The organism is Chitinophaga sp. HK235 (assembly GCF_018255755.1).
Lineage (GTDB): Bacteria > Bacteroidota > Bacteroidia > Chitinophagales > Chitinophagaceae > Chitinophaga.
On sequence record NZ_CP073766.1, the window covers coordinates 6749850 to 6770003 of the forward strand.

The 20154-nt window shown below is 48.8% G+C and carries 16 protein-coding genes and 1 pseudogene; 4 read left to right on the forward strand and 13 right to left on the reverse strand.

The window, feature by feature from the left end; genetic code table 11:
* Nucleotides 1–58: 58 nt before the first annotated feature.
* The gene (gene mtaB / locus KD145_RS25785; RefSeq protein WP_212002697.1) at nt 59–1336 is read right to left on the reverse strand and encodes a tRNA (N(6)-L-threonylcarbamoyladenosine(37)-C(2))-methylthiotransferase MtaB; all 1278 of its coding nucleotides are present in this window, start codon (nt 1334–1336) and stop codon (nt 59–61) included.
* 100 nt (nt 1337–1436) lie between these two features.
* On the opposite strand from mtaB, the gene KD145_RS25790 reads away from it, so the two are divergent.
* From KD145_RS25790 to priA, 3 genes are all read left to right on the forward strand, one after another.
* Nucleotides 1437–1883 carry a DUF4258 domain-containing protein gene (locus KD145_RS25790; RefSeq protein WP_212002698.1) on the forward strand — a complete coding sequence of 149 codons (447 nt, stop codon included), beginning with the start codon at nt 1437–1439 and terminating at the stop codon, nt 1881–1883.
* Nucleotides 1884–1985: 102 nt separating this feature from the next.
* Entirely contained in the window at nt 1986–2753 is a 768-nt protein-coding gene (locus tag KD145_RS25795) for a 1-acyl-sn-glycerol-3-phosphate acyltransferase (RefSeq protein ID WP_212002700.1), read from the forward strand.
* Nucleotides 2750–5191 (forward strand): primosomal protein N', encoded by a 2442-nt coding sequence (gene priA / locus KD145_RS25800; protein ID WP_212002701.1) that lies wholly within the window; start codon nt 2750–2752, stop codon nt 5189–5191. Before KD145_RS25795 ends, priA begins: the two co-directional genes overlap by 4 nt.
* Nucleotides 5192–5197: 6 nt before the next feature.
* Here the strand turns inward: priA and KD145_RS25805 are convergent, their stop codons facing one another.
* Both KD145_RS25805 and KD145_RS25810 read right to left on the reverse strand, forming a co-directional pair.
* Nucleotides 5198–7165 (reverse strand): hypothetical protein, encoded by a 1968-nt coding sequence (locus tag KD145_RS25805; protein WP_212002702.1) that lies wholly within the window; start codon nt 7163–7165, stop codon nt 5198–5200.
* Nucleotides 7166–7179: 14 nt separating this feature from the next.
* Nucleotides 7180–7839 carry an NAD(P)H-binding protein gene (locus KD145_RS25810; protein WP_212002703.1) on the reverse strand — a complete coding sequence of 220 codons (660 nt, stop codon included), beginning with the start codon at nt 7837–7839 and terminating at the stop codon, nt 7180–7182.
* 107 nt (nt 7840–7946) lie between these two features.
* Here KD145_RS25810 and murB point away from each other — a divergent pair, with 107 nt between their 5' ends.
* Nucleotides 7947–8960, forward strand: coding sequence for a UDP-N-acetylmuramate dehydrogenase (gene murB, locus KD145_RS25815; protein WP_249219564.1), 1014 nt, complete (start codon nt 7947–7949; stop codon nt 8958–8960).
* 60 nt (nt 8961–9020) lie between these two features.
* On the opposite strand, the gene KD145_RS25820 is transcribed toward murB, so the two are convergent.
* The 10 genes and pseudogenes from KD145_RS25820 to KD145_RS25865 all read right to left on the reverse strand — a co-directional run bounded on the left by KD145_RS25820 (nt 9021) and on the right by KD145_RS25865 (nt 20152).
* A complete protein-coding gene (locus KD145_RS25820) occupies nt 9021–9983 on the reverse strand; it encodes a YpdA family putative bacillithiol disulfide reductase (RefSeq protein ID WP_212002704.1) in 963 nt (320 codons plus the stop codon).
* 15 nt (nt 9984–9998) lie between these two features.
* Nucleotides 9999–10697 carry a type 1 glutamine amidotransferase gene (locus tag KD145_RS25825; protein WP_212002705.1) on the reverse strand — a complete coding sequence of 233 codons (699 nt, stop codon included), beginning with the start codon at nt 10695–10697 and terminating at the stop codon, nt 9999–10001.
* A gap of 78 nt (nt 10698–10775) precedes the next feature.
* Nucleotides 10776–11663, reverse strand: a complete 888-nt coding sequence (locus KD145_RS25830; protein WP_212002706.1) for an SAM-dependent methyltransferase — start codon at nt 11661–11663, stop codon at nt 10776–10778.
* A 145-nt stretch (nt 11664–11808) separates the two neighbouring features.
* Nucleotides 11809–12765: a YeiH family protein gene (locus tag KD145_RS25835; RefSeq protein WP_212002707.1), complete on the reverse strand. Its 957-nt coding sequence runs from the start codon at nt 12763–12765 to the stop codon at nt 11809–11811.
* A 93-nt stretch (nt 12766–12858) separates the two neighbouring features.
* Nucleotides 12859–13689 (reverse strand): hypothetical protein, encoded by an 831-nt coding sequence (locus KD145_RS25840; protein ID WP_212002708.1) that lies wholly within the window; start codon nt 13687–13689, stop codon nt 12859–12861.
* A 125-nt stretch (nt 13690–13814) separates the two neighbouring features.
* Nucleotides 13815–14192 (reverse strand): hypothetical protein, encoded by a 378-nt coding sequence (locus KD145_RS25845; protein WP_212002709.1) that lies wholly within the window; start codon nt 14190–14192, stop codon nt 13815–13817.
* 313 nt (nt 14193–14505) lie between these two features.
* Nucleotides 14506–15075, reverse strand: a complete 570-nt coding sequence (locus KD145_RS25850; RefSeq protein ID WP_212002710.1) for a hypothetical protein — start codon at nt 15073–15075, stop codon at nt 14506–14508.
* A 54-nt stretch (nt 15076–15129) separates the two neighbouring features.
* Entirely contained in the window at nt 15130–15567 is a 438-nt protein-coding gene (locus KD145_RS25855; RefSeq protein WP_212002711.1) for a phosphohydrolase, read from the reverse strand.
* Nucleotides 15568–15708: 141 nt separating this feature from the next.
* Nucleotides 15709–17640: pseudogene (gene nagB / locus KD145_RS25860) on the reverse strand (glucosamine-6-phosphate deaminase); the annotation flags it as partial.
* 223 nt (nt 17641–17863) lie between these two features.
* Entirely contained in the window at nt 17864–20152 is a 2289-nt protein-coding gene (locus tag KD145_RS25865) for a family 20 glycosylhydrolase (RefSeq protein ID WP_212002713.1), read from the reverse strand.
* Nucleotides 20153–20154: the final 2 nt, after the last annotated feature.

Consider the following 20154-nt stretch of genomic DNA (forward strand, 5'->3'; position numbering starts at 1 on the left):
AATAGTGTGATGGATAAAAGGCCCTCTCTGTATCGCTGATACAGAGAGGGTAAAAAGATTAGCGCAGTTCCCAGTCTACCAGCTGATTTACCCATTCCTGGCGGAACGGCGTGGTTACGCGGATATAGTTATCGGTATAACCTTCCATCATACCGTCTTTGTTATGTCCTTCAAACAATACTTTGCGGGTTTGCTGGAGATGCTGTTCGTTGAAGTATTGTTGTTTTTTATGACTGAGATTACGGAGCTGTTTGTTGCGTTCATGGCGCACGTTAACCGGCACTACGGGCTTGATCTCGAGTGCAGGGGTGTTGGCTCTTTCTGAGTAGGTGAACACGTGCAGGTACGATACATCCAGCGAATGCAGGAAGTCGTAGGTGTCCTGGAAGTGGGCATCACTTTCGGAAGGAAAGCCAACGATCACGTCTACACCGATAGCACAGTGAGGCATGAACTGTTTGATGAGCGCTACTTTTTCCGCATAAAGTTCGCGGCGGTAGCGGCGGCGCATCAGGCCCAGGATCTCATTGTTGCCGCTCTGCAGCGGAATATGGAAGTGAGGCATGAACCTGCGGCTGTTGGCCACAAATTCGATGATCTCGTTGGTGAGCAGGTTCGGCTCGATAGAAGAGATACGGTAACGTTCTATGCCTTCTACCTTGTCCAGTTCCTGTATCAGCTCATAAAAACTTTCTTCTCTTTTTTTGCCACCGGTAAGGCCTTTACCGAAATCGCCCAGGTTAACACCGGTAAGCACTATTTCCTTTACACCGTCGCTGGCCAGTTTAACGGCATTTTCCACTACGCTGGTAACACTGTCGCTGCGGCTTTTACCTCTGGCCATGGGGATGGTACAGAAGGTACAGCTGTAGTCGCAACCATCCTGTACTTTCAGGAAGGTACGGGTACGGTCGTTAACAGAGTAAGAGGCATGGAAGGTATTGACATCTTCAATATCACAGGAACAGATTTTGGCACTGTCGCCTTTGGTGAGCGTTTTCAGATGTTCAGTGATATTGAATTTTTCCGCCGCGCCCAGTACCAGGTCCACCCCTTCAATAGAAGCGATTTCCTGAGGTTTGAGCTGTGCATAACAGCCGGTGATGACGATCATGCTTTCTGGCGCACGACGCTGAATACGGCGTACCAGCTGCCGGCATTCCTTGTCGGCATTATCGGTCACAGAGCAGGTGTTGATCACGTACACATCTGCTGTGCTTTCAAAATCTGTTTTCATAAACCCATCCTGTTCCAGCAACCTGCTCAAAGTGGAGGTCTCTGAAAAATTCAGCTTGCAGCCGAGTGTATGAAATGCTACTGTTTTTACCTGTTCCATAAAGGAGGGCAAAGGTAGGAACTTTTTATGTCATAGTTAGGTAAGTAATTTTAAGTACTTTAGTGCCGCTTTTCTAAAAGGCTCGTCCTGTTTATTAAATATGAGATCACTGCAAAAGTACCTGCCCGTTATTTTACTGGCCTTATTGCTGCTTGCCGGATGGCATCAGGAATGGTGGAAAGGAAACGATAAGTCTTCCGCCCCTATCACGGAAAAACCGATTGTTACCCGCTCCGGCAAAGCCACCGCCGCTGTTTCAGATGCCCTGCTCAACCGGCAGGCCCACCTGGAATATACCAGACACGCCATGTGTCGGATGGATTGCCGTCATGTGACAAAAGAGGAAGTGGAAGAAATTCTCTCCAAAGGAAAAATAAATCCTGATAAGTCTAACCTGCAGGACAAACCCTGCCCTACCTATGCACTGGAAGGATATTCCCATGAAGGCCAGCATCTCCGTATTGTATTTGCTCCCTGTGATCAGCAACATGCCAAAGTGATCACCTGTATCGACCTGGACAAGGATTGGAGCTGCAGTTGTGAATAGGTAAAAAAACTGTCGCTTCTCTGTTGCTTCGCGTCTTTACATGTACTCTTCGGGAAAAAAGTCGTAGTTTGCCGCCATCATTAATCATTCTACAAGGCGTTTATGAATTTTCTACTGAAACCGTTGCGTGTAATCTATGTTGTGTACGCCGCTATCGTTTTCCTGGGTATTATGTTTCTGATCCTGCCGCCAATTTTTCTGGCATCCTTGCTGGGCAAGGAGAAAGGTGGAAACATTATCTTCTATTTCCTGCGCTTCTGGGCGCATGTCTGGTTTCCGATGGTAGGTATGCGGGTTACCCGCGAATACAAATGTGAACGCGATAAAGAGCCTTGTATCTATGTGGTAAACCACCGTTCCTATCTTGATGCAGCCGTGGCCGTTAAAGTGATGCGGCTCCCGTTCCGTCCGCTGGGGAAAGTGGAAATGTCTAAAATCCCTTTCTTCGGATTTATATATAAAAACTCTGTCGTAGCAGTAGACCGCTCCAATGCGCCTGCCCGCGCCAGAAGTGTGAGAGAGATGATGACCGCCCTCAAAGCCGGTATTTCCATTCTCGTATTTCCGGAAGGGACCACCAACGAAACCAAACAACCGCTGCGCCCGTTTCATAACGGCGCTTTCCGCATGGCCATTGAAATGCAGATACCGATCAAACCCGTTCTGTATGTTGATTCAGGTGACCGTTTCCCACATACCGGACTTATGCATCTCAACCCCGGCCGCTGCCGCGTAGTATTCCTGCCCACTATCCCTGTTGCAGGGCTTACCCTGGATGATATCAATACGCTGAAGCAACAGACTTATGATATCATGGAAAAAGAACTCAGACAATACCGCGATTATCCAACATTGCAGCCCGTAGGATGAAGTACGCAGATGTAATATTGCCGCTGGCCTTACCCAAAAATTATACTTATGCTGTCCCTGAAAGCATGGAGCATGCTTTACAGCCGGGAAGCCGTGTGGCAGTACAACTGGGGAAACAGAAAAAATATGCCGGCATTGTAAAAGCAGTACACGAACAGGCCCCACCCTATAAAACCAAGCCACTGCTGGATATGCTGGACAAGGATCCGGTCGTATATCCCACACAGTTAGCCTTCTGGTCATGGATAGGCAGCTATTATATGTGCAGTGAAGGTGAAGTACTGAACGCCGCCCTTCCCGCACACCTGAAGCTTTCCAGTGAAACGCTGTTACTGTTTAACGATGCCTACGGTGATGACTTTACTAGTCTCGATGATGATGAATACCTGATTGCGGAAGCCCTGCATATCCGCAAGGAATTGCGTATAGAGGAAGTACAGCTGATTCTCGATAAGTCAGAAGTTTATTCCATCATCAAAAAACTGATAGAAAAAAAGGTATGTCTCATCTATGAAGAATTGAAAGAGGTATACCGGGAGAAACAGGAGAACTTCGTACAGCTGCATGCTGAATACCAGGATGAAGAGCAGCTGGCTGCTCTTTTCAACGATATGGGCCGCGCTCCCAAACAAATGGAGCTGCTGCTGGCCTACCTGCACCTGTTGAAAACAGAAGGCAACGTACGGCAGAATGAGCTGCTGAAAAAATCCGGTGCCACCACCGCCCAGCTAAAAGGACTGGTGGATAAAAATATTCTCTGGATAGAAAAAAGAACAGTAGACAGAATCCGTACCAGCAAAGTGGACACACAGATCAACTTTGATCTGAGCCCTGCGCAGGAAGCGGCATTACAAGCTGTCCGCCGTCATTTTGAAGATAAACAGGTGACCCTCCTCCATGGGGTGACCTCCAGCGGTAAAACGCAGATATATGTGAAGATGATGGAAGAATGCCTGGCCTCAGGCCGGCAGGTCCTTTACCTGCTGCCGGAGATCGCACTCACCGCACAGATCATCACCCGCCTGCAGAAACACTTTGGCAGCAGCATAGCCATCTATCACTCCCGCTTCAGTAACAACGAACGGGTGGAGATATGGAACAAAGTGAAAAACGGAACCGTACAAATCGTACTGGGCGCCCGTTCCAGCCTGCTGTTGCCTTTCCGTGATCTGGGACTTATCATCCTGGATGAAGAACACGACCCTTCCTACAAACAGCAGGACCCTGCACCCCGCTACCATGCGAGAGATGCAGCCATCTATTATGCAGGGCTGTTTAAAGCCAAAGTACTGCTGGGCTCCGCCACACCGGCACTGGAATCGTATTATAATGCCCGTCAGGGTAAATACGGACTGGTAGAACTGACCGAACGTTTTGGTGGTATACAGATGCCTGCCATCGATGTAGTGGACATTAAACAGGAAATGGCCGAAAAAACCATGGACGGCCATTTTACACAGGCCCTGAAAACCGCTATCGGCCAGAGCCTGGATGAAAAGAAACAGGTTATTCTTTTTCAGAACAGGCGTGGGTATGCGCCCTTTCTGTTATGTACTACCTGCGGCTGGATACCACATTGCAAACAATGTGATGTATCGCTTACCTATCACCGTAACCAGGATAAACTACATTGCCACTACTGTGGTACCCGTTATCCATACGTATTTACCTGTGAAGCCTGTGGCTCGCAGTCGCTGATTCCGAAAAGCTTTGGCACGGAAAAAATCGAAGACGACCTGCAGCAGATCTTCCCGGAGGCGCGTATCGCACGTATGGACGTGGATTCCATCCGGAACAAAGACAGCCACAATAAAATGATTCGCCTGCTCGAAGAGCAGGAAATAGATATTCTGGTAGGCACCCAGATGGTAGTGAAGGGACTCGACTTCGATAATGTAAACCTGGTAGGCATCCTCAGCGCGGATAGTTTGCTGAGTTATCCCGATTTCAGGGTGAATGAAAGAGCTTTCCAGCTGATGGAGCAGGTGAGCGGCCGTGCAGGCCGTAAACACGGTATGGGCAAAGTGCTGATACAGGCCAGTAATACCCGTCATCCGATATTACACTACGTAAAGGAACACGATTATAAAAGCATGTATGAGGCGGAGATCGCCGAACGGCAACAGTTTGGTTATCCTCCGTTTTACCGGGTGCTTAAACTAACACTACGGCATAAGAACCAGCAGGTAGTGGAACAGGCTGCACAGATACTGGCTTCCTGGCTGCATCCGCATATCGGTGGACAACTGGTGGGCCCTGCCGCACCGCTGGTGGCAAGGGTCAGGAATAACTATTTGCAGGAGATGCTGATAAAACTTCCCCGCGAAGCACGTGTGATAGCGCATATCAAACAGGTGCTCCGCGAGTATTTTATTCAGCTGTTGGCGGAGAAACGTTTCCGTTCTGTGGTGATCGTACCGGATGTAGACCACGTATAATAACTTCTATTTCTTTTTCAGTATCAGCGGCTGTTGCTGCAATTGTTTGAGCCGGTGCATCACGGCTTCAAATGTTTTTTTGCTGTCTCCGTTAAATTCGTTCTGGCTGTACCACTCGATGGTAAAGATGTTGAGCCGGCCGTTTTCTTCTTCACATCTCATTTTAAAGCCCATCAGGTTTTTGTTGGTGATATCGGCCGTGAAGGCGGCTTTATCTGCCAGTGTATAACCATCAGGCAGTTCAATGTGTACTCTTTTTTCCTGGTAATAAGGGAAGGCCAGCTGTATAGGTCTGTTGCCTTCGGGGATGCTGTAATTGTAGCTTTGGTTGCCGGTCAGAATCTGGCCTATGCCGATGATATAGTTGCCGCCGTCCTGTACTACCAGTCCAGGTGTTTCCAATGTGCTGGTGATCACTACGGGTTTGTCGAGTGGCAGCGGTGTGAACTTCTCATTCTGCGCTTCTACGGCCAGCGGTTTGCGGTTGCCGGGCATAAAAGGCAGGATGGCGTTGAAGATGGTGTTGCGCAGTTCAGTGGTATTGGCCTGAGAGAAAGCATTTTTAACATTGCTGCCGGCATAGCCGCCGAAAGACTGTGTTATTTTCCAGGAAGGCAGGGCGCTGAGATTGCTTACGCTGGCTTCGAGTGTGCTGCTGCTCAGGGTATAGAGCGGTTGCGGAGTGGTGATGAAATCGGTGAGCACGCGGCTTTGCGTACCAACCAGTGTGTCGCGGCAGCGTAAAGCGAGGGTATTGCTCCAGAGTGGTGGATAACATGGATAGCGTGTATCCATCTCCGTTGGTGCCAGTGCCTGCTGTTCTGTTGGGAAGTACAACAGGATATTATTGGCGGCAGCGCGGTTGACGAGGTCCTGCTGCAGGGGAATGGTGTCCCGCGAAGCGGTGAATAACAGTTGTACGGGCACATTCAGTGTGTAAAAGGTAGCCATCATCAGCTTTACCATACCTACCTTATCCGTTTGTTTGTTGCGGATGATGCTGCCCAGATCCGGGGCTTCAAAGAAATCACTGGCGGGGCGCAGGCTGTAGTTGCTTTTGATATATTGTTCCACCAGATAAATCAGCTGTGATGTCGGGCGGCGCTGGCGCAGGAAAGGCCATCGGTCCAGTTCTTTCTCCAGTTGTTTCTGTTCGGTTTTGTTGACTGAAACATAGGGGATATAAGCATCTTCACCAAACTGCTGCCAGGTGATGCGGGTAGTATCTTTGCCTTCTATGGCGTTGTTCAGCGCAAAATCGATCCGTTGCAGCTGTGGCAGATAATAATACAACTCGTTGCTTTTCAGGGGAGCTATGTGTTGAAGGGCTACCTGGTGAAAATGGCTGTTGCCGGAAGTACTGTCTTTAACAGCGGGTACGCCATTGGCGCTATGGAAGCGGAACTGCAGGTTACGAGGTGCTGCCAGTATAAAGTGGGTCTGGCCGGTGGCGATACCGGACTGCAGGTAATCAGCGCCGGCGTAGTCGAACTGTATTTTAAGGCTCATCTCATATTCCAGCTCACAGCCAGCCTGTACCTGGATATTGTTGACTACCACGGCCACGCGGTTATCGTTGAGTTTAAGAGATCTTGTCTGATCGGTGAGATTCGCTGCTTTTCCATCAGGGAAGATGGCTCTGATACGGAATCCCCGCAGCATTTCGCCGTTCTCCAATGTCAGTGCCAGCTGGGTGAGACTATCAGCAGCGGCAGCGGTATTGATATGTATTTTTTTATAGATTGTTTTATAGTGGGTAAAAGCTTCTGCTTTATCACGATTGGTGATGTTGAAATCACGGGCTATTTTGTAGCTGGTGATATAATAAGGTTGCTGTGCTATAGGGCCGGTAAGGGTTTCGGTGTGGGCATTGTCCTGCCAGGTACCGGGATAATAGTTGTTGATCTGGGCAGAGGATTGCAGTGGGAGGGAAGCAATGAATGTGGCTATGACGAAGAATATAAGTTGTTTCATGATGGCGAAGGTATCTAAATTCCTAAATTTTGTATGGCATCGGATTCAAAGATATGTATTCCGGGGTCAGCTTGTTTGGCTACTCTTACCATAGCGCTGGCAACGGTAGCTGCTTTGATGCCACGGTATTTTTTCCAGCGGCCCTGCAGCAGGAAATAGAACAGTTGAATGAGGTACTTACCAAGCCATTCCCCGAAGCGGAATTCACTTCGCTGGCCTATCAGGAAGGAGGGCCGGAAGATGTAGGTGCCATAGAAACCCATACCCAGCACAGCTTCTTCCGTTTGGCCTTTGGTACGGAGGTAGAAGTTGGCTGACCGCGGATTGGCGCCGATGGAGGAGATCATCAAAAACTCGGGAACACCCTTGCTTTGGGCTATGCGGGCGCATCTGACGGTGATGCCGAAGTCTACAGCGCGGAAGTTCTCCTGAGTGCCTGCTTTTCTGATAGTGGTACCGATGCAGGAAAAAAACATATCACCACCCTGCATGGCTTCTGCCAGGCTGTCTTCATCTTCAAAATCCACAATAACACTTTCCAGTCCGGGCCGCTGATGTACCCATGGTTTGCGCACAAGCACTTTTACCTTGCTGAAAGAATTGTCCTGTAATAATGCAGAGACGAGATGAGTGCCGGTAAGCCCTGTAGCTCCAATAACGATAGCCGTTTTCATACATTGACGAATTGTGTATGATGAATTACATGCTTACGAAAGATAAATGTGCACCTTCGTAATTCGTAATTTCTGATATATTTGCTTCACTATAAAGTTACACTATTATGATATCCGAAAATGAGCAGCTTCAGTCGTATAATACATTTGGTATTCCGGTCATAAGCCGCTACTTCGCTTCCTTTGCCAATCAGAATGACCTGGCATCGGTGCTGGAGGATGCACGGGCTAAAGGTTTGCCACGTATGATACTTGGAGGGGGCAGTAATATCCTCTTTACAAAAAATTATGATGGGCTGATGCTCAAAAATGATATCAAGGGCATTCAGGTGGTGGATGAGGATAACGACCACGTATATGTGAAAGCTGGCGCAGGTGAGAACTGGCACGGCTTTGTACAGTACTGCCTGTCAGCTGATCTGGCAGGACTGGAAAACCTTTCACTGATCCCCGGTAATGTAGGTGCCAGCCCCATGCAGAATATCGGCGCCTATGGTGTGGAAATCAAGGATACTTTCCATTCACTGGAAGCTTTTCATCTGAAGGACAAAAAAGTGGTGACTTTCACCAACAATGATTGTGCGTTCGGTTACCGCGAGAGCGTATTCAAAAAACAGTACCGCGACCAGTTTGCCATACTCAGCGTTATTTACCGGCTGAATAGAAAACCACGTTTCAACACCAGCTATGGTGCTATCAATGAAGAGCTGGAACGTATGGGAGTAAAAGATTTGTCTATACAGGCTATCAGCCAGGCAGTGATTAATATCCGTACGTCGAAACTGCCGGATCCGGCAAAGATCGGCAATGCAGGCAGCTTCTTTAAAAACCCTTCTGTAGATGCCGCCGCATATGAGAGGCTGAAAGCAGCACATCCGCAGATCGTGGCCTATCCGCTGGCTGACGGGCACTACAAGCTGGCAGCAGGCTGGCTGATAGAACAATGTGGCTGGAAAGGCTATCGTGAAGGGGATGCCGGCGTACATGCCAAACAGGCACTGGTGCTGGTTAACTATGGCCATGCCAAAGGCAGTGATATCTATGCATTGTCGCAGCAGGTGCTGGACAGCGTGGAAGCCCGATTTGGCGTACAGCTGGAGCGGGAAGTGAATATTGTATAAGTAATCACAAAAATATAAAAGCGAAGACCAGCCCGTATGGTGCTGGTCTTCGCTTTTATTTTATCGTTTGATGGATTGTATGATTTTGTCTGCGTGGTCGCGGGAGTTTTCTATGAACCATATGTGGGTGTCCATACCACCGCATACCACACCAGCCAGATAGATATGTGGCATATTGGTTTCCATGGTCAGCGGATTATAGGCCGGCATTTTCTTTTCATCGTCTGACAGCTTTATGCCTGCTTTTTCCAGGAACCTGAAGTTGGGCTGGTAGCCAGTCATCGCGATCACAAAATCGTTGGGGATGGTGACTTCTCCCTCTGGTGTGTCGATGATCACTGCCTGCTCCTCAATTGTTTTGATGGTAGAGTGGAAATAGGCTTTGATAGACCCTTCCTTGATTCTGTTTTCGATATCCGGTTTTACCCAGTATTTCACCCGTTTACCTATTTCATCTTCCCGGATGACCATGGTCACCTGTGCACCTTTGCGGTAAGTTTCCAGTGCGGCATCTACGCCAGAGTTGTGGGCGCCTACCACTACTACTTTACGGGTAGCGTAATAGTGCGGGTCTTTGTAGTAGTGCGTGACTTTAGGCAGGTCTTCACCAGGAACATCGAGCATATTGGGTATATCGTAGAAGCCGGTGGCGATGATCACATGACGGGCATGGTAGGTCGTTTTGGTGGTGGTAATAAAATATTCCCCTGCATTGGGTTGTACCTCCCTTACTTCTTCAAAAAGATTGATGTTGAGTGCTTCTGAAGTGACCACCCTGCGGTAGTATTCAAGCGCTTCGGGCCGGGAAGGTTTGGGATTGATGGAAACGAAGGGAATACCACCTATTTCCAGCCTTTCTGAGGTGGAAAAGAAGGTCATGTACAGCGGGTAGTTATAGAGGGAGTTGACAACGCAACCTTTTTCTATAATGACATAGCTCAGTCCTGCTTTTTTTGCAGCCAGTCCGCAGGCTATTCCAATGGGTCCTCCTCCTATTATCAGTACGTCGTAAGCAGCGATCATAATGTCAGTATTTTTTTAGCGTCCGGCGAAATAGTCGAGTAGCCGGAACATGGTTTGATTGTTTTCGTTGGCCAGGTGCAGGTATTGTTCTATTTTCTCCGGGCTTTGTACGAAGTGGCCGCCATCGGGGAAGGCTGCGGGATTGCAGCGCAGTATTTCCAGTATGGCAGGGCTGTTCATCTCCATATGAAACTGGAGTCCGATGATGCGGTCGCCGTAGATGAAAGCCTGGTTGCTGCAGGCAGCAGAAGCGGCGAAGCGGGTAGCGCCGGAGGGTACGTCGAAGGTGTCGCCATGGAAATGGAAGGTGTTGAGCCGGTGTGGCAGCACGTTTTCCAGTACTGCGGCCTGTGCCTGGAAGGTAATATCGATGGGGTACCATCCTATTTCCCTTTGTGTATGCGGATATACGTTGGCACCCAGGGAATGGGCCAGCAGCTGTGAACCGAAGCAGATGCCGAGTATTTTTTTCTGTTGCCTGACCGCTTCCTGTATCAGCGCAATTTCTGTCTGTATCCAGGGATAGCTGTCCTGCTCATATACACCCATGGTACCACCCACGATGATGAGCAAGTCGGCATCGGTCAGTCCGGAAGTGTCAGGGGTGTCATCGTACCAGCGGGTATGGCTGGTGGTATGTCCTTTTTCTGCTATCCAGTCGGCGATGCAGGCGAGGCCTTCAAAAGGCACATGTTGAAAATAGTGGATATGCATGGTCTATCCTGGTAAATGGTTATCCGAAGATACGTTGCAATCCTGAAGTATGATAACCCAAAATTACCGGAAGGGATGTTATCGCAGCTCGCTTCGCACTACGCGGAAGTATTCATAGCCTTTCATATCTTGACTTTTCTCTCCGAAATATTCAGCGCGGTATCTGTCTGCTCCGCCATCATAAAGCACTTTCATATTACGTTCATGCATAAACGCAGTGATGTTCTGAGGATCGAGGCCATAGTCCCATCCTTCACCGGCACGGTGCAGGGTTTTGTTGATACGCGAAAATCCTTTGTATTGATGCGGGTTTTCGAGGACGGCCCTGTCAGGGTAGGTAACGATCACCTGCGTACCGGAAGGAAAGCTGCGGATAAACCGGAACATGGCTTCTGCATGTTGTGCTTCGAGGCAGGTGCTGAGATTTTCCCAGAGGAAGAGTGTTTTATAATGATCACGTTGTTTGAGGAGAACGGGAGAGATGACGTCGGCGAGGTGTTCTTTGTTCATATCCAGTTTTACATAATCCAGGTGAACGGCAGGGGACTGGATGAGTTCCCATAGTTTTGATTGTTTGAAATACTGGGTTTCGGGATGATCTACCTCTACAAAACTGACCGGTCTGCCGATGTTGAGGCGATGGGCCCGGGTATCGAAGGTGGCGCTGAGGATGATGATCTGGTTGATATCCTGTTCACAGACGGCCTGAACGATCATATCATCTATCAGCTTTGTGCGGGCGATGGCAGCAGTATGTGTTCCGGGCCATCGGAGCTGGATGTAGGCTGCCAGCAGTTTTCGGACAAATGGTATATTGCAGCCGGCAATCAGCGTTTGATGATAGCCTGCTAAAAAGGCTGCGGCATACGGATCATAAAATAACCGCTCTTCAGCTGGTTTGGTGCTTTCCATGGCACGGAACAAAGCCATGTAAGTACCGGATTTGGTGGATGGTGCCCTGTTCATAGGACTTTATGTTATGGTTGTGGTATTAATAATCTTATCCGGGGAGATCTCGGTCTTTCAATTGGTTATTTCACGTGACCAGGATATCAAATATATCATAAAATAATCATTTTGACTCCGGGAAAATCCCCTCCCTTTCAAAATTCTATACCAGATAAAAAACAGCGAGCAGCGCACCGGTGCTGATCAGCACCCAGAGGAGGATACCCTGCAGCAAAGGTTGCCATCCTATACCGCTGAAAGCCTGCCGGGTGAGGCCTGTGCCTATCAGGAAAAGGGTGAGGGAAAGAGCTGTTTTGGCGCTGTGTACGAGGTAAGGGGCCACCGTGCTGACAGCCGGCACCCAGGTGTTGAGCAACATCGCCAGCAGAAAAAGACCGATGAACCAGGGGATCTTTATTTTACCATTACCATTTCTGAAAAGCAGCATGGTGATAAAAGCTACCGGCATAATCCAGAGGGCGCGGGAGAGTTTGACTGTAGTGGCCACCTGCAGTGCCAGGTCGCCGTATTTGTTGGCTGCACCTACTACAGAGCTGGTGTCGTGGATAGCGACTGCACTCCATAACCCGAACTGTTGCTGCGTGAGATGCAACCAGTGACCTACAGCCGGAAATACAAAGAGGGCGAGGGAGTTGAGCAGAAACACAATGCCCAGTGCCACAGATATCTGTTTCTCACCGGCTTTGATCACAGGAGAGATGGCAGCTATGGCGCTGCCACCGCAGATAGCGGTGCCACAGGAGATGAGGTGGGAGGTTTTGGGTTCTATTTTCAACAATTTACCTAACAAAGCGCCAAACAGCAGGGTACCTGCGATAGAAGCGATCGTAAAAAGAAACCCTTCTTTACCGGCTTTCAGCGCCATATGAGCGTTCATGCCAAAGCCGAGGCCTATCACTGACAGCTGCAGCAGCCAGTGGGTTATTTTAGGGGTGATGCCTGCAAATGGATTACCGATAGTTTGTGCGATGGCCAGTCCCAGGAGCAGGGCTACCGGTGGTTCTACTGCGGGTAGCAGTGTTGCCACGGCGGCAGTAAGGAATATCACTTTGGGAAGATGATGCTGAATCCGGGCCTGTTCTGTTTTTGGTAGTTGCATGGCAGCGTTTTTTGAGACACAAAGGTCTGTTCATTTGCTGCCGGAGTCAAATGTTGAAAAGTGATGGTCCATAACCTCAGGTTATGACCTTCATTAATCCACAGAAACGATAAACTTGTTGAATTTGGTACAGAAGTCTTCCTGGAGGCTTTTGTCGATGCCATTGAGAAAATGAATGGTGAAGCCGCGCTGTAGCCTGCGGGAGCTGCTGCCGGGCAGTTCCAGTGGTCTGGAATGGACTACACCGATCAGCTGTTTGCCCTGGCAAACGAGCGCAATACGGTACATCGGACTGGGATCATCGATGCCGCTTTCATAGTTAAAATACAGTGTATACGGTTTGATGGCCGATTTGTCTTCCTCCAGTTGAAAATTGTGGATAAATGGGGTGAGATCTTCTTCGCTATGGCCTTTATGCTGGTGGAGGAAGTTGACCACTGCTGTTTCTACGATAGTGCCACTACGGATATTTTTCTTTTCCGTATAGCCGTTGAGGGTAGCCCACATTTTTTCACCGTTGGTGGCTACCGGGAGGCGGATATCTTTTTCGAGCACGCCGGCGCTGACGCCATTGACTTTTATCTTATGGCCTTTTCGGAAGAGCGGTTTGGTATATTCAGCTGCAGTGATGTCGATGTTGACCAGCACCGGAAACCAGCCGTTTTTCAGGGGGGCGCAGTACACGGGTATATAATCCGTGAGGGTGGCGATCACGTCTCCATTGGGACCGGAGCGGATCACGGTACCGGCGGCCACTCTTTCACTGATGATCGGTGCGGTGGAAGCTGTTTTTGCGTTGGCAGTTTTTTTATTGGCAGCGGTTTTTTTATCGCCTGTTTCATCTTCATTACCAAATCTGCTGTGTTTGTCCGGGTTACAGGCAAACAATACCACGGCCATTACCAAATAACAAATTTTCTTCATAATTGATTGGAACACAAAGTGTAAGATAGGTAAAAATATCAATTAAGGCAGAAAATTCCGGTATAGGGGTAACCGTTAACCATACACTGAAAAATGGTTGCAGTCAAAAGAAAGCGATTGCTGAATCAGTATTCTGAGAAGATAATGTGGCTGCCTATTTCGAGGCGGCGTATTTCCTTCATGCTGGAGAAGGGATCGAGAGGAGACCAGGCCGATGCAGTAAACAGTTGTACCGATTGACCCTGCAGCTGCTGTCCGAGGCTTGTCAGGGAGGCCGTAGGTAGGGAAGCAGGTTTGATATAATAAATCCTGGGATCATCTTTCAGGTGAATAACAAATCCCGGAGCACTCTGGGAAACATCCAACACCTGTCCTGATATCGGTTTGCAGCTGTTTTTATTGACACGGCGGACGGAAGGGATACCCGAAATAAGCAGCACCAGGATAAAACAGGCTACCAGCAATAGTGTGGCAGGACCTTTGTTGTTTTTTTTGTTATTCATCAGTTAGCATTTGTTCCCAGGGCTGAAGCCCTGGGCTAAGATTGTTGGAATTGTTTTAACGCAGCGTTTTAGTTTAATTTTAGTCCGGGCTTCAGCCCAATTTAGCACAGAATTTCAGCCTGATTTATTCCAAGGCTTCAGTTCAATTAAATCTAACTTAGCCCAGGGCTTCAGCCTAATTTATCCCAAGGCTTTAGTTTAATCTAATTTAGCCCAGGGCTTCAGCCCTGGGAGCCCTGGAAGCAAAATACGAAAATATATGAATAAAAAAAGCAGGCTATAAGCCTGCTCTGTATCAATCTATTAATTTCTATTATTTTTTCTTCGGGTCAGTATCTTCTTCCCATTCTTCACTTTCATCCCAGTCTTCATCTTCATCCCAATCGTCTTCATCCTCTTCGATAAGCAGACTTTGTTCAGAACCTGGTTCTACGTTGTTGGCGCGCCAGTGGGCTACGATTTCGTCATTACGTTTTTGTACGGCGTCGAAGCTGTTGATTTTGCCTTCTTCAAACATCACTTCCACTTCGGGGAGTGCCTTGATGGCGTCAAAACATGCTTGCAGCAGGCTGATTCTGGAGGGAGCATTACGTAAAGCGCTATACGAAAGACGGATGGCGTCGAACGGGCCGCTGTTATGAAATACTTCTTCTCCGTTGAGCATGGGGAAAAGCCAGATGAGCACATCATCTCCTTCTTCCTCGTCATTCAGGATGCCAAAAAAATCGTCCAGTTGCTCAAATCCCAGTGGTGCAAGGTCTTTGAAGGTCTGGCTTCGTGCCGGAAATTTCGGATGTTCTTCCCCGGTGATCAGAAACAGTTCGCCGAAGCGGGGTTTGTCTTTGGCTTTAAACCTGAAGTCGATAAGGATATCGTTTTCCATTGATGGCTAAGCTTTATACTGTAATTTAATTGTTTAATCGGAAAGGTATTAAAATTATTTATCCTGAATAAGTGCTGCCGCGATTTTGCGATAGGCGTTCAGGTATTTATTCAAACGGGGGATATCATTTTCTCCGAGAGTCGGGATACGTCTGATATCCATGTTGTCTGACAGATCATAGAGTTTAACAGTAGAAGCCAATCTGTTTTCTAAAGTACGATTTACAAAATGTTCGTAGTTCTCGTCTTCAGATAGTTTGGTTACACAGCGCAGTGCTTCGAGCAGCTGGGGGCACAGTCCTTCTTTTTCCAGTGCTTCGAAGGTCCAGGAGCTGTCTTCCACGACGTCATGCAGTACGCCCAGTATTTTTTCTTCAGTTGTCCGTCCCATCTGCATTACGCGGAGCACATGGGTAATGTAGGGCTGACCGTATTTGTCGACCTGGCCCTGATGTGCTTCTATGGCGATGGCAATAGCGCGGGTTAAATCCATGGGATAAATGTAGGATTTTTTTACACAAAGGCACAAAGCTGCCGGGTATGATAGAAAAAGAGCGAAGCCCAAACAGTGTTCCCGATGGGGTACTGTTTGGGCTTTTGCTGTTGATTATTTTTTGCGCTTTCGCGCGAAGTATTACATAAAGTGATGACGCACGAATGCTTCCATGGCGGCGTATTTCTGCAGACCTAACTGGTCGTACAGGTTGGCCGTGTTGGCATTGCGGTCTTCTGCACGCTGCCAGAACTCGCGGAGGTCTGTACCCTGGAAAGGAACAACGTCTTTCTGGCTCTGGTGGATGAAGATACCGAGGCGTTTCTGCAGTACCTGGTCAGGGCTCATGGGAACAGCCATTTCAATTTCGTGGATATCCCATTCCTGCCATGCACCTTTATACAGCCATACCCAGCAGTCTTTCATCCATTCTTCGTGTTTCAGCCTGTCGAGGGCAGCGAAGATGGTGTCGAGACATACCTTGTGGGTACCATGCGGGTCGGCGAGGTCGCCGGCGCAATAGATCTGGTGTGGTTTTAATTTGCGGATCAGGTCAACGGTCAGCTGGATATCCTCTTCACCCATTGGTTTCTTTTCCACCAGGCCTGTTTCATAGAACGGCAGGTTCATGAAGTGGGCGTTTTCTTCAGCGATACCTACATAGCGGCAGGTAGCTTTAGCTTCGCAGCGACGGATCAGGCCTTTAATGGCGCGGTTTTCCGGGGTATCTTTCTGACTTGGTTTTTTGGTGCGGATAAATGCTTTGGCTTCATCCAGGATCTGGGAGCTTTTGCTTTTATCGATGTCGAACATACCTTCAAAGCCTACGGCGAAGTCGATGAAACGCAGCAGGAACTCGTCGGTAACAGCGATGTTGCCGGAAGTCTGGTAAGCTACGTGTACTTCATGACCTTGTTCGTGGAGGCGGATGAAGGTGCCACCCATAGAGATGATATCATCATCGGGGTGCGGAGAGAAGATCAGCACGCGTTTTTTAGCGGGTTCGGAACGCTCCGGATGCTTAGGCAGCTGGGGGCCGGGTTTACCGCCGGGCCAGCCGGTGATGGTGTCGCGGAGGGCGTTAAATTCCTTGATGTTCAGTTCGTAGGCAGAACCATATTGTACGATCAGGTCGTTGAGGCCATTTTCGTTATAGTCCTTGTCGGTGAGCATCAGGATGGGTTTGTTGAGCTTCATCGCGAGGCTAGTTACCGCTTTGCGGGTCAGGCTGGGTGTCCATTCGCAGTCGCCAGTGAGCCATGGCTCCTTGAAGCGGGTGAGCTCAGCGGAAGCCTGTTCGTCGATCACGAATTTACAGTTAGAATGCTGCTGCAGCAGGGAAGCAGGCACCTGGTCTGTGCTGTGGCCTTCTACAGAACGGCAAACGATTTTCGCTTTGTGGGAGCCCCATGCCATCAGTATTACACGTTTGGCTTTGAAGATGGAGCTGAGACCCATGGTGATAGCCAGACGAGGCACCTGGCTCATATTCGGGAACTCGTAAGCATTGGCCAGGCGGGTGCTGTTGTCCAGTGTTACAAGACGGGTATGTGAGTTGATGTTGGAACCGGGCTCGTTGAATCCGATATGGCCGTTGTTACCGATGCCCAGGATCTGGATATCAATACCACCGGCTTCTTCGATACGTCTTTCGTAGTCTGCGCAGTATTGTTTGATCTGATCTTTAGGGATAGTGCCATCAGGAATATTATAGTGTCCTTCCGGAATATCGATATGATTAAAGAGGTGTTCCTTCATAAAGCGGTTATAGCTCTGCAGGGCATCCGGCTCTATGGGGTAGTATTCGTCGAGGTTAAAGGTGATTACATTTTTGAAGCTCAGTCCTTCCTCTTTGTGCAGGCGAACTAATTCGGCGTAGAGATATTTAGGGGTAGAGCCGGTGGCCATTCCCAAAACACATTTTTGATTAGCAGCCTGCCTTTCGCGTATCAGCGCAGCAATTTCCTGTGCAACTGCTTTGGAACCCTCTTTGGCAGAAGGGTGTATATCCACAGCAATTTGCTCAAAGCTGTCAATCAATTCGATTTCCTGATGATTAATCGTCATTTGTAAACGTTTTTGATTAGATGCGGTTTAAAAACGAGCCGGAAAATTAAATAAAATACTGCTAAAATCTGCTAAAATTTAGCTCTTATTTAATTTAAAATTATTTTAACTTAAAAAGAACGTTTTTTATATTGTATAAGATTAATATCCGACATATACTCAAACAGCTTTTTGGTGTAGGAGTCATATAAAAAACCGCCCGGGCCAAAAGGGCGGGCGGTTTTGCTTTTTACTGGATAATCATTTCATCTATGAAGAGCCAGGCCGGATTGCCAGCACCTTCAGCGCCGGCAGGGATTTTCCCGAAATTAACGGCATTCAGTTTCACATAACGTCCTCTTACTGCTACCTTACCTCGTACCTGATTAATGCCGGTTTGTGTAAAGTCCGTCTGTTTATATACCTCCTTATAGGTTTTACCATCTTCTGAAACGGCAAATGTTACCTGTTTAGGCGGATATATCCAGTTGGGCCGCAGATTCAGTGTGTTCATGCCTACCAGGTTGATGTCCTGTACACTGTCCAGGTCGATCACTGCCTCGAAATTATTGCCGTTATAACCAAACCACTGATTGTCGTTATAGGAGGCGATACCTTCAATACCGTTTACCAGGGCGAAGCTGCTGCCGGGATTATAATCCTTGGACGGAGGCGCAGCCAGGCTCACTTTTTTACCAAGACCTTTATGGAACACAAAGTGCTGGCTGTATTCGTTGCCAAAAGGTTTATCGTTCTGAAATACCTGCGCGCGGATGGTGCCGGTTTGTTTGATCTGCACCGGTCCGTTGTAGGCAGTGGATTGCAGGGTAGGGGCGGTGCTATCGAGGGTATATACGATTTTGCCGCCATCGAGCTTGCTGCTGAGCGTTACTTCCACGCCACCCTTTTTATTATCTGTTACGGTGCCGGCCACTTCAAATACATGTTTGGCGTAGTTGACTTTTTTCTGGTCCAGGCGTTTCACATGTACTTTCAGTCTTTCGAGGAAGTTGTCGTAGTTGCGTTTGTCAGCGGGCGACCACAGTACTTCTGCGAGGGCGGAGGCACGTGGATAAACCATGTATTCGAGATAGTCGGTGTTGCCGATGTATTCTGTCCATAAGTTGGCCTGTGCGCCTTTGATGTAGCGGGCTTCGTCTTTGTTCAGTTCTGTGGGTACTGGTTCGAAAGCATACACTTTGCTTACAGGTGTAAATCCGCCGATGGCCAGTGGTTCGTTGTGGCCTTGTGACTGATAATGGTCGAAGTAGCAGAAGTTGCCTGGTGTCATGATCACATCATGTTTCTGTTTGGCAGCGGCGATGCCGCCTTCAATGCCTCTCCAGCTCATAACGGTGGCGTTGGGAGCCAGTCCTCCTTCGAGGATCTCATCCCAGCCGATGATCTGGCGACCTTTGCTGTTCAGGTATTTTTCCATGCGCTGGATAAAATAGCTCTGCAGGGCATGTGCATCCTTCAGGCCTTCCTGTTTCATGCGGGCCTGGCATTTGGGACATTTTTCCCAGCGTACCTTAGGGCATTCGTCGCCGCCGATGTGTACATATTTGCTGGGAAACAGCGGCAGCACTTCATCGAGGACATCCTGCAGGAAGGTGAATACGCTGTCGTTGCCGGCGCAGAACACATCATCGTATACCCCCCAGCGTGTACCTACTTCATAGGGGCCGCCGGTGCATCCCAGGTTGGGGTAGGCAGCGAGGGCTGCCAGCGCGTGACCTGGCATTTCTATTTCTGGGATAACGGTCACAAAGTGATCAGTAGCATATTGTACCACTTCTTTCACTTGTTCCTGTGTATAGAAGCCACCATAGGGCTTTCCATCGTATTTATTGTCAGCATAACGGCCGGCCATGGTCTCCTTGCGTTTGGAGGCCACTTCCTGCAGGCGCGGATATTTTTTGATTTCGATGCGCCAGCCCTGGTCTTCTGTGAGATGCCAGTGGAAAGTATTGAACTTATGCATGGCCAGCAGGTCGATATATTTTTTGATGAACTCCACCGGGAAGAAGTGACGGCCCACGTCGAGGTGGAGGCCGCGGTAGGCGAAGCGGGGAGCATCTGTAATGCTTACGCCGGGGATGAACATGGCCTCAGCTTTCTGTACAGGGAGCAGCTGAATAAGCGACTGTACGCCGTAGAAGGTGCCGCGGCCGCTGTTGCCATTGATGGCAACGCCTTTGCTGTCGACATTCAGCGTATACCCTTCTGCGTTAGTGGAGTCACTGCCGGTATGCAGTACGATGCTGTTTCTGTCGCCCTGGTCTTTGATGGCCAGTTCGTAGCCGGTCAGCTCTTTCAGCCAGGCATTGAAGAGGGCGGCTGTTTTACGGTCAGCATCGCCGGAGGCGACGATAACAGTGTGTTTATCCAGAAGGAAGGAGTCCTGTTTTTCTGTCACGCTCGCGGGCATGGGAATGATGCTCACTTTGCCTTTGGGCGCGTCTGTATGCCGGGAGCCGGAGCAGCTGTATAAAGCGGTTGCCCCACCCAACAGGCATAGGTAGAAAAGTTTTTTCATTG

Excerpts from the sequence above, each read along its gene's own strand:
- KD145_RS25805 (WP_212002702.1), bottom strand. The coding sequence starts at position 7,165 with ATGAAACAACTTATATTCTTCGTCATAGCCACATTCATTGCTTCCCTC.
- KD145_RS25795 (WP_212002700.1), top strand. The coding sequence starts at position 1,986 with ATGAATTTTCTACTGAAACCGTTGCGTGTAATCTATGTTGTGTACGCC.
- mtaB (WP_212002697.1), bottom strand. The coding sequence starts at position 1,336 with ATGGAACAGGTAAAAACAGTAGCATTTCATACACTCGGCTGCAAGCTG.
- KD145_RS25835 (WP_212002707.1), bottom strand. The coding sequence starts at position 12,765 with ATGCAACTACCAAAAACAGAACAGGCCCGGATTCAGCATCATCTTCCC.
- KD145_RS25840 (WP_212002708.1), bottom strand. The coding sequence starts at position 13,689 with ATGAAGAAAATTTGTTATTTGGTAATGGCCGTGGTATTGTTTGCCTGT.
- KD145_RS25830 (WP_212002706.1), bottom strand. The coding sequence starts at position 11,663 with ATGAACAGGGCACCATCCACCAAATCCGGTACTTACATGGCTTTGTTC.
- KD145_RS25855 (WP_212002711.1), bottom strand. The coding sequence starts at position 15,567 with ATGGATTTAACCCGCGCTATTGCCATCGCCATAGAAGCACATCAGGGC.
- KD145_RS25845 (WP_212002709.1), bottom strand. The coding sequence starts at position 14,192 with ATGAATAACAAAAAAAACAACAAAGGTCCTGCCACACTATTGCTGGTA.
- KD145_RS25850 (WP_212002710.1), bottom strand. The coding sequence starts at position 15,075 with ATGGAAAACGATATCCTTATCGACTTCAGGTTTAAAGCCAAAGACAAA.
- KD145_RS25865 (WP_212002713.1), bottom strand. The coding sequence starts at position 20,152 with ATGAAAAAACTTTTCTACCTATGCCTGTTGGGTGGGGCAACCGCTTTA.
- KD145_RS25790 (WP_212002698.1), top strand. The coding sequence starts at position 1,437 with ATGAGATCACTGCAAAAGTACCTGCCCGTTATTTTACTGGCCTTATTG.
- KD145_RS25810 (WP_212002703.1), bottom strand. The coding sequence starts at position 7,839 with ATGAAAACGGCTATCGTTATTGGAGCTACAGGGCTTACCGGCACTCAT.
- murB (WP_249219564.1), top strand. The coding sequence starts at position 7,947 with ATGATATCCGAAAATGAGCAGCTTCAGTCGTATAATACATTTGGTATT.
- priA (WP_212002701.1), top strand. The coding sequence starts at position 2,750 with ATGAAGTACGCAGATGTAATATTGCCGCTGGCCTTACCCAAAAATTAT.
- KD145_RS25825 (WP_212002705.1), bottom strand. The coding sequence starts at position 10,697 with ATGCATATCCACTATTTTCAACATGTGCCTTTTGAAGGCCTCGCCTGC.
- KD145_RS25820 (WP_212002704.1), bottom strand. The coding sequence starts at position 9,983 with ATGATCGCTGCTTACGACGTACTGATAATAGGAGGAGGACCCATTGGA.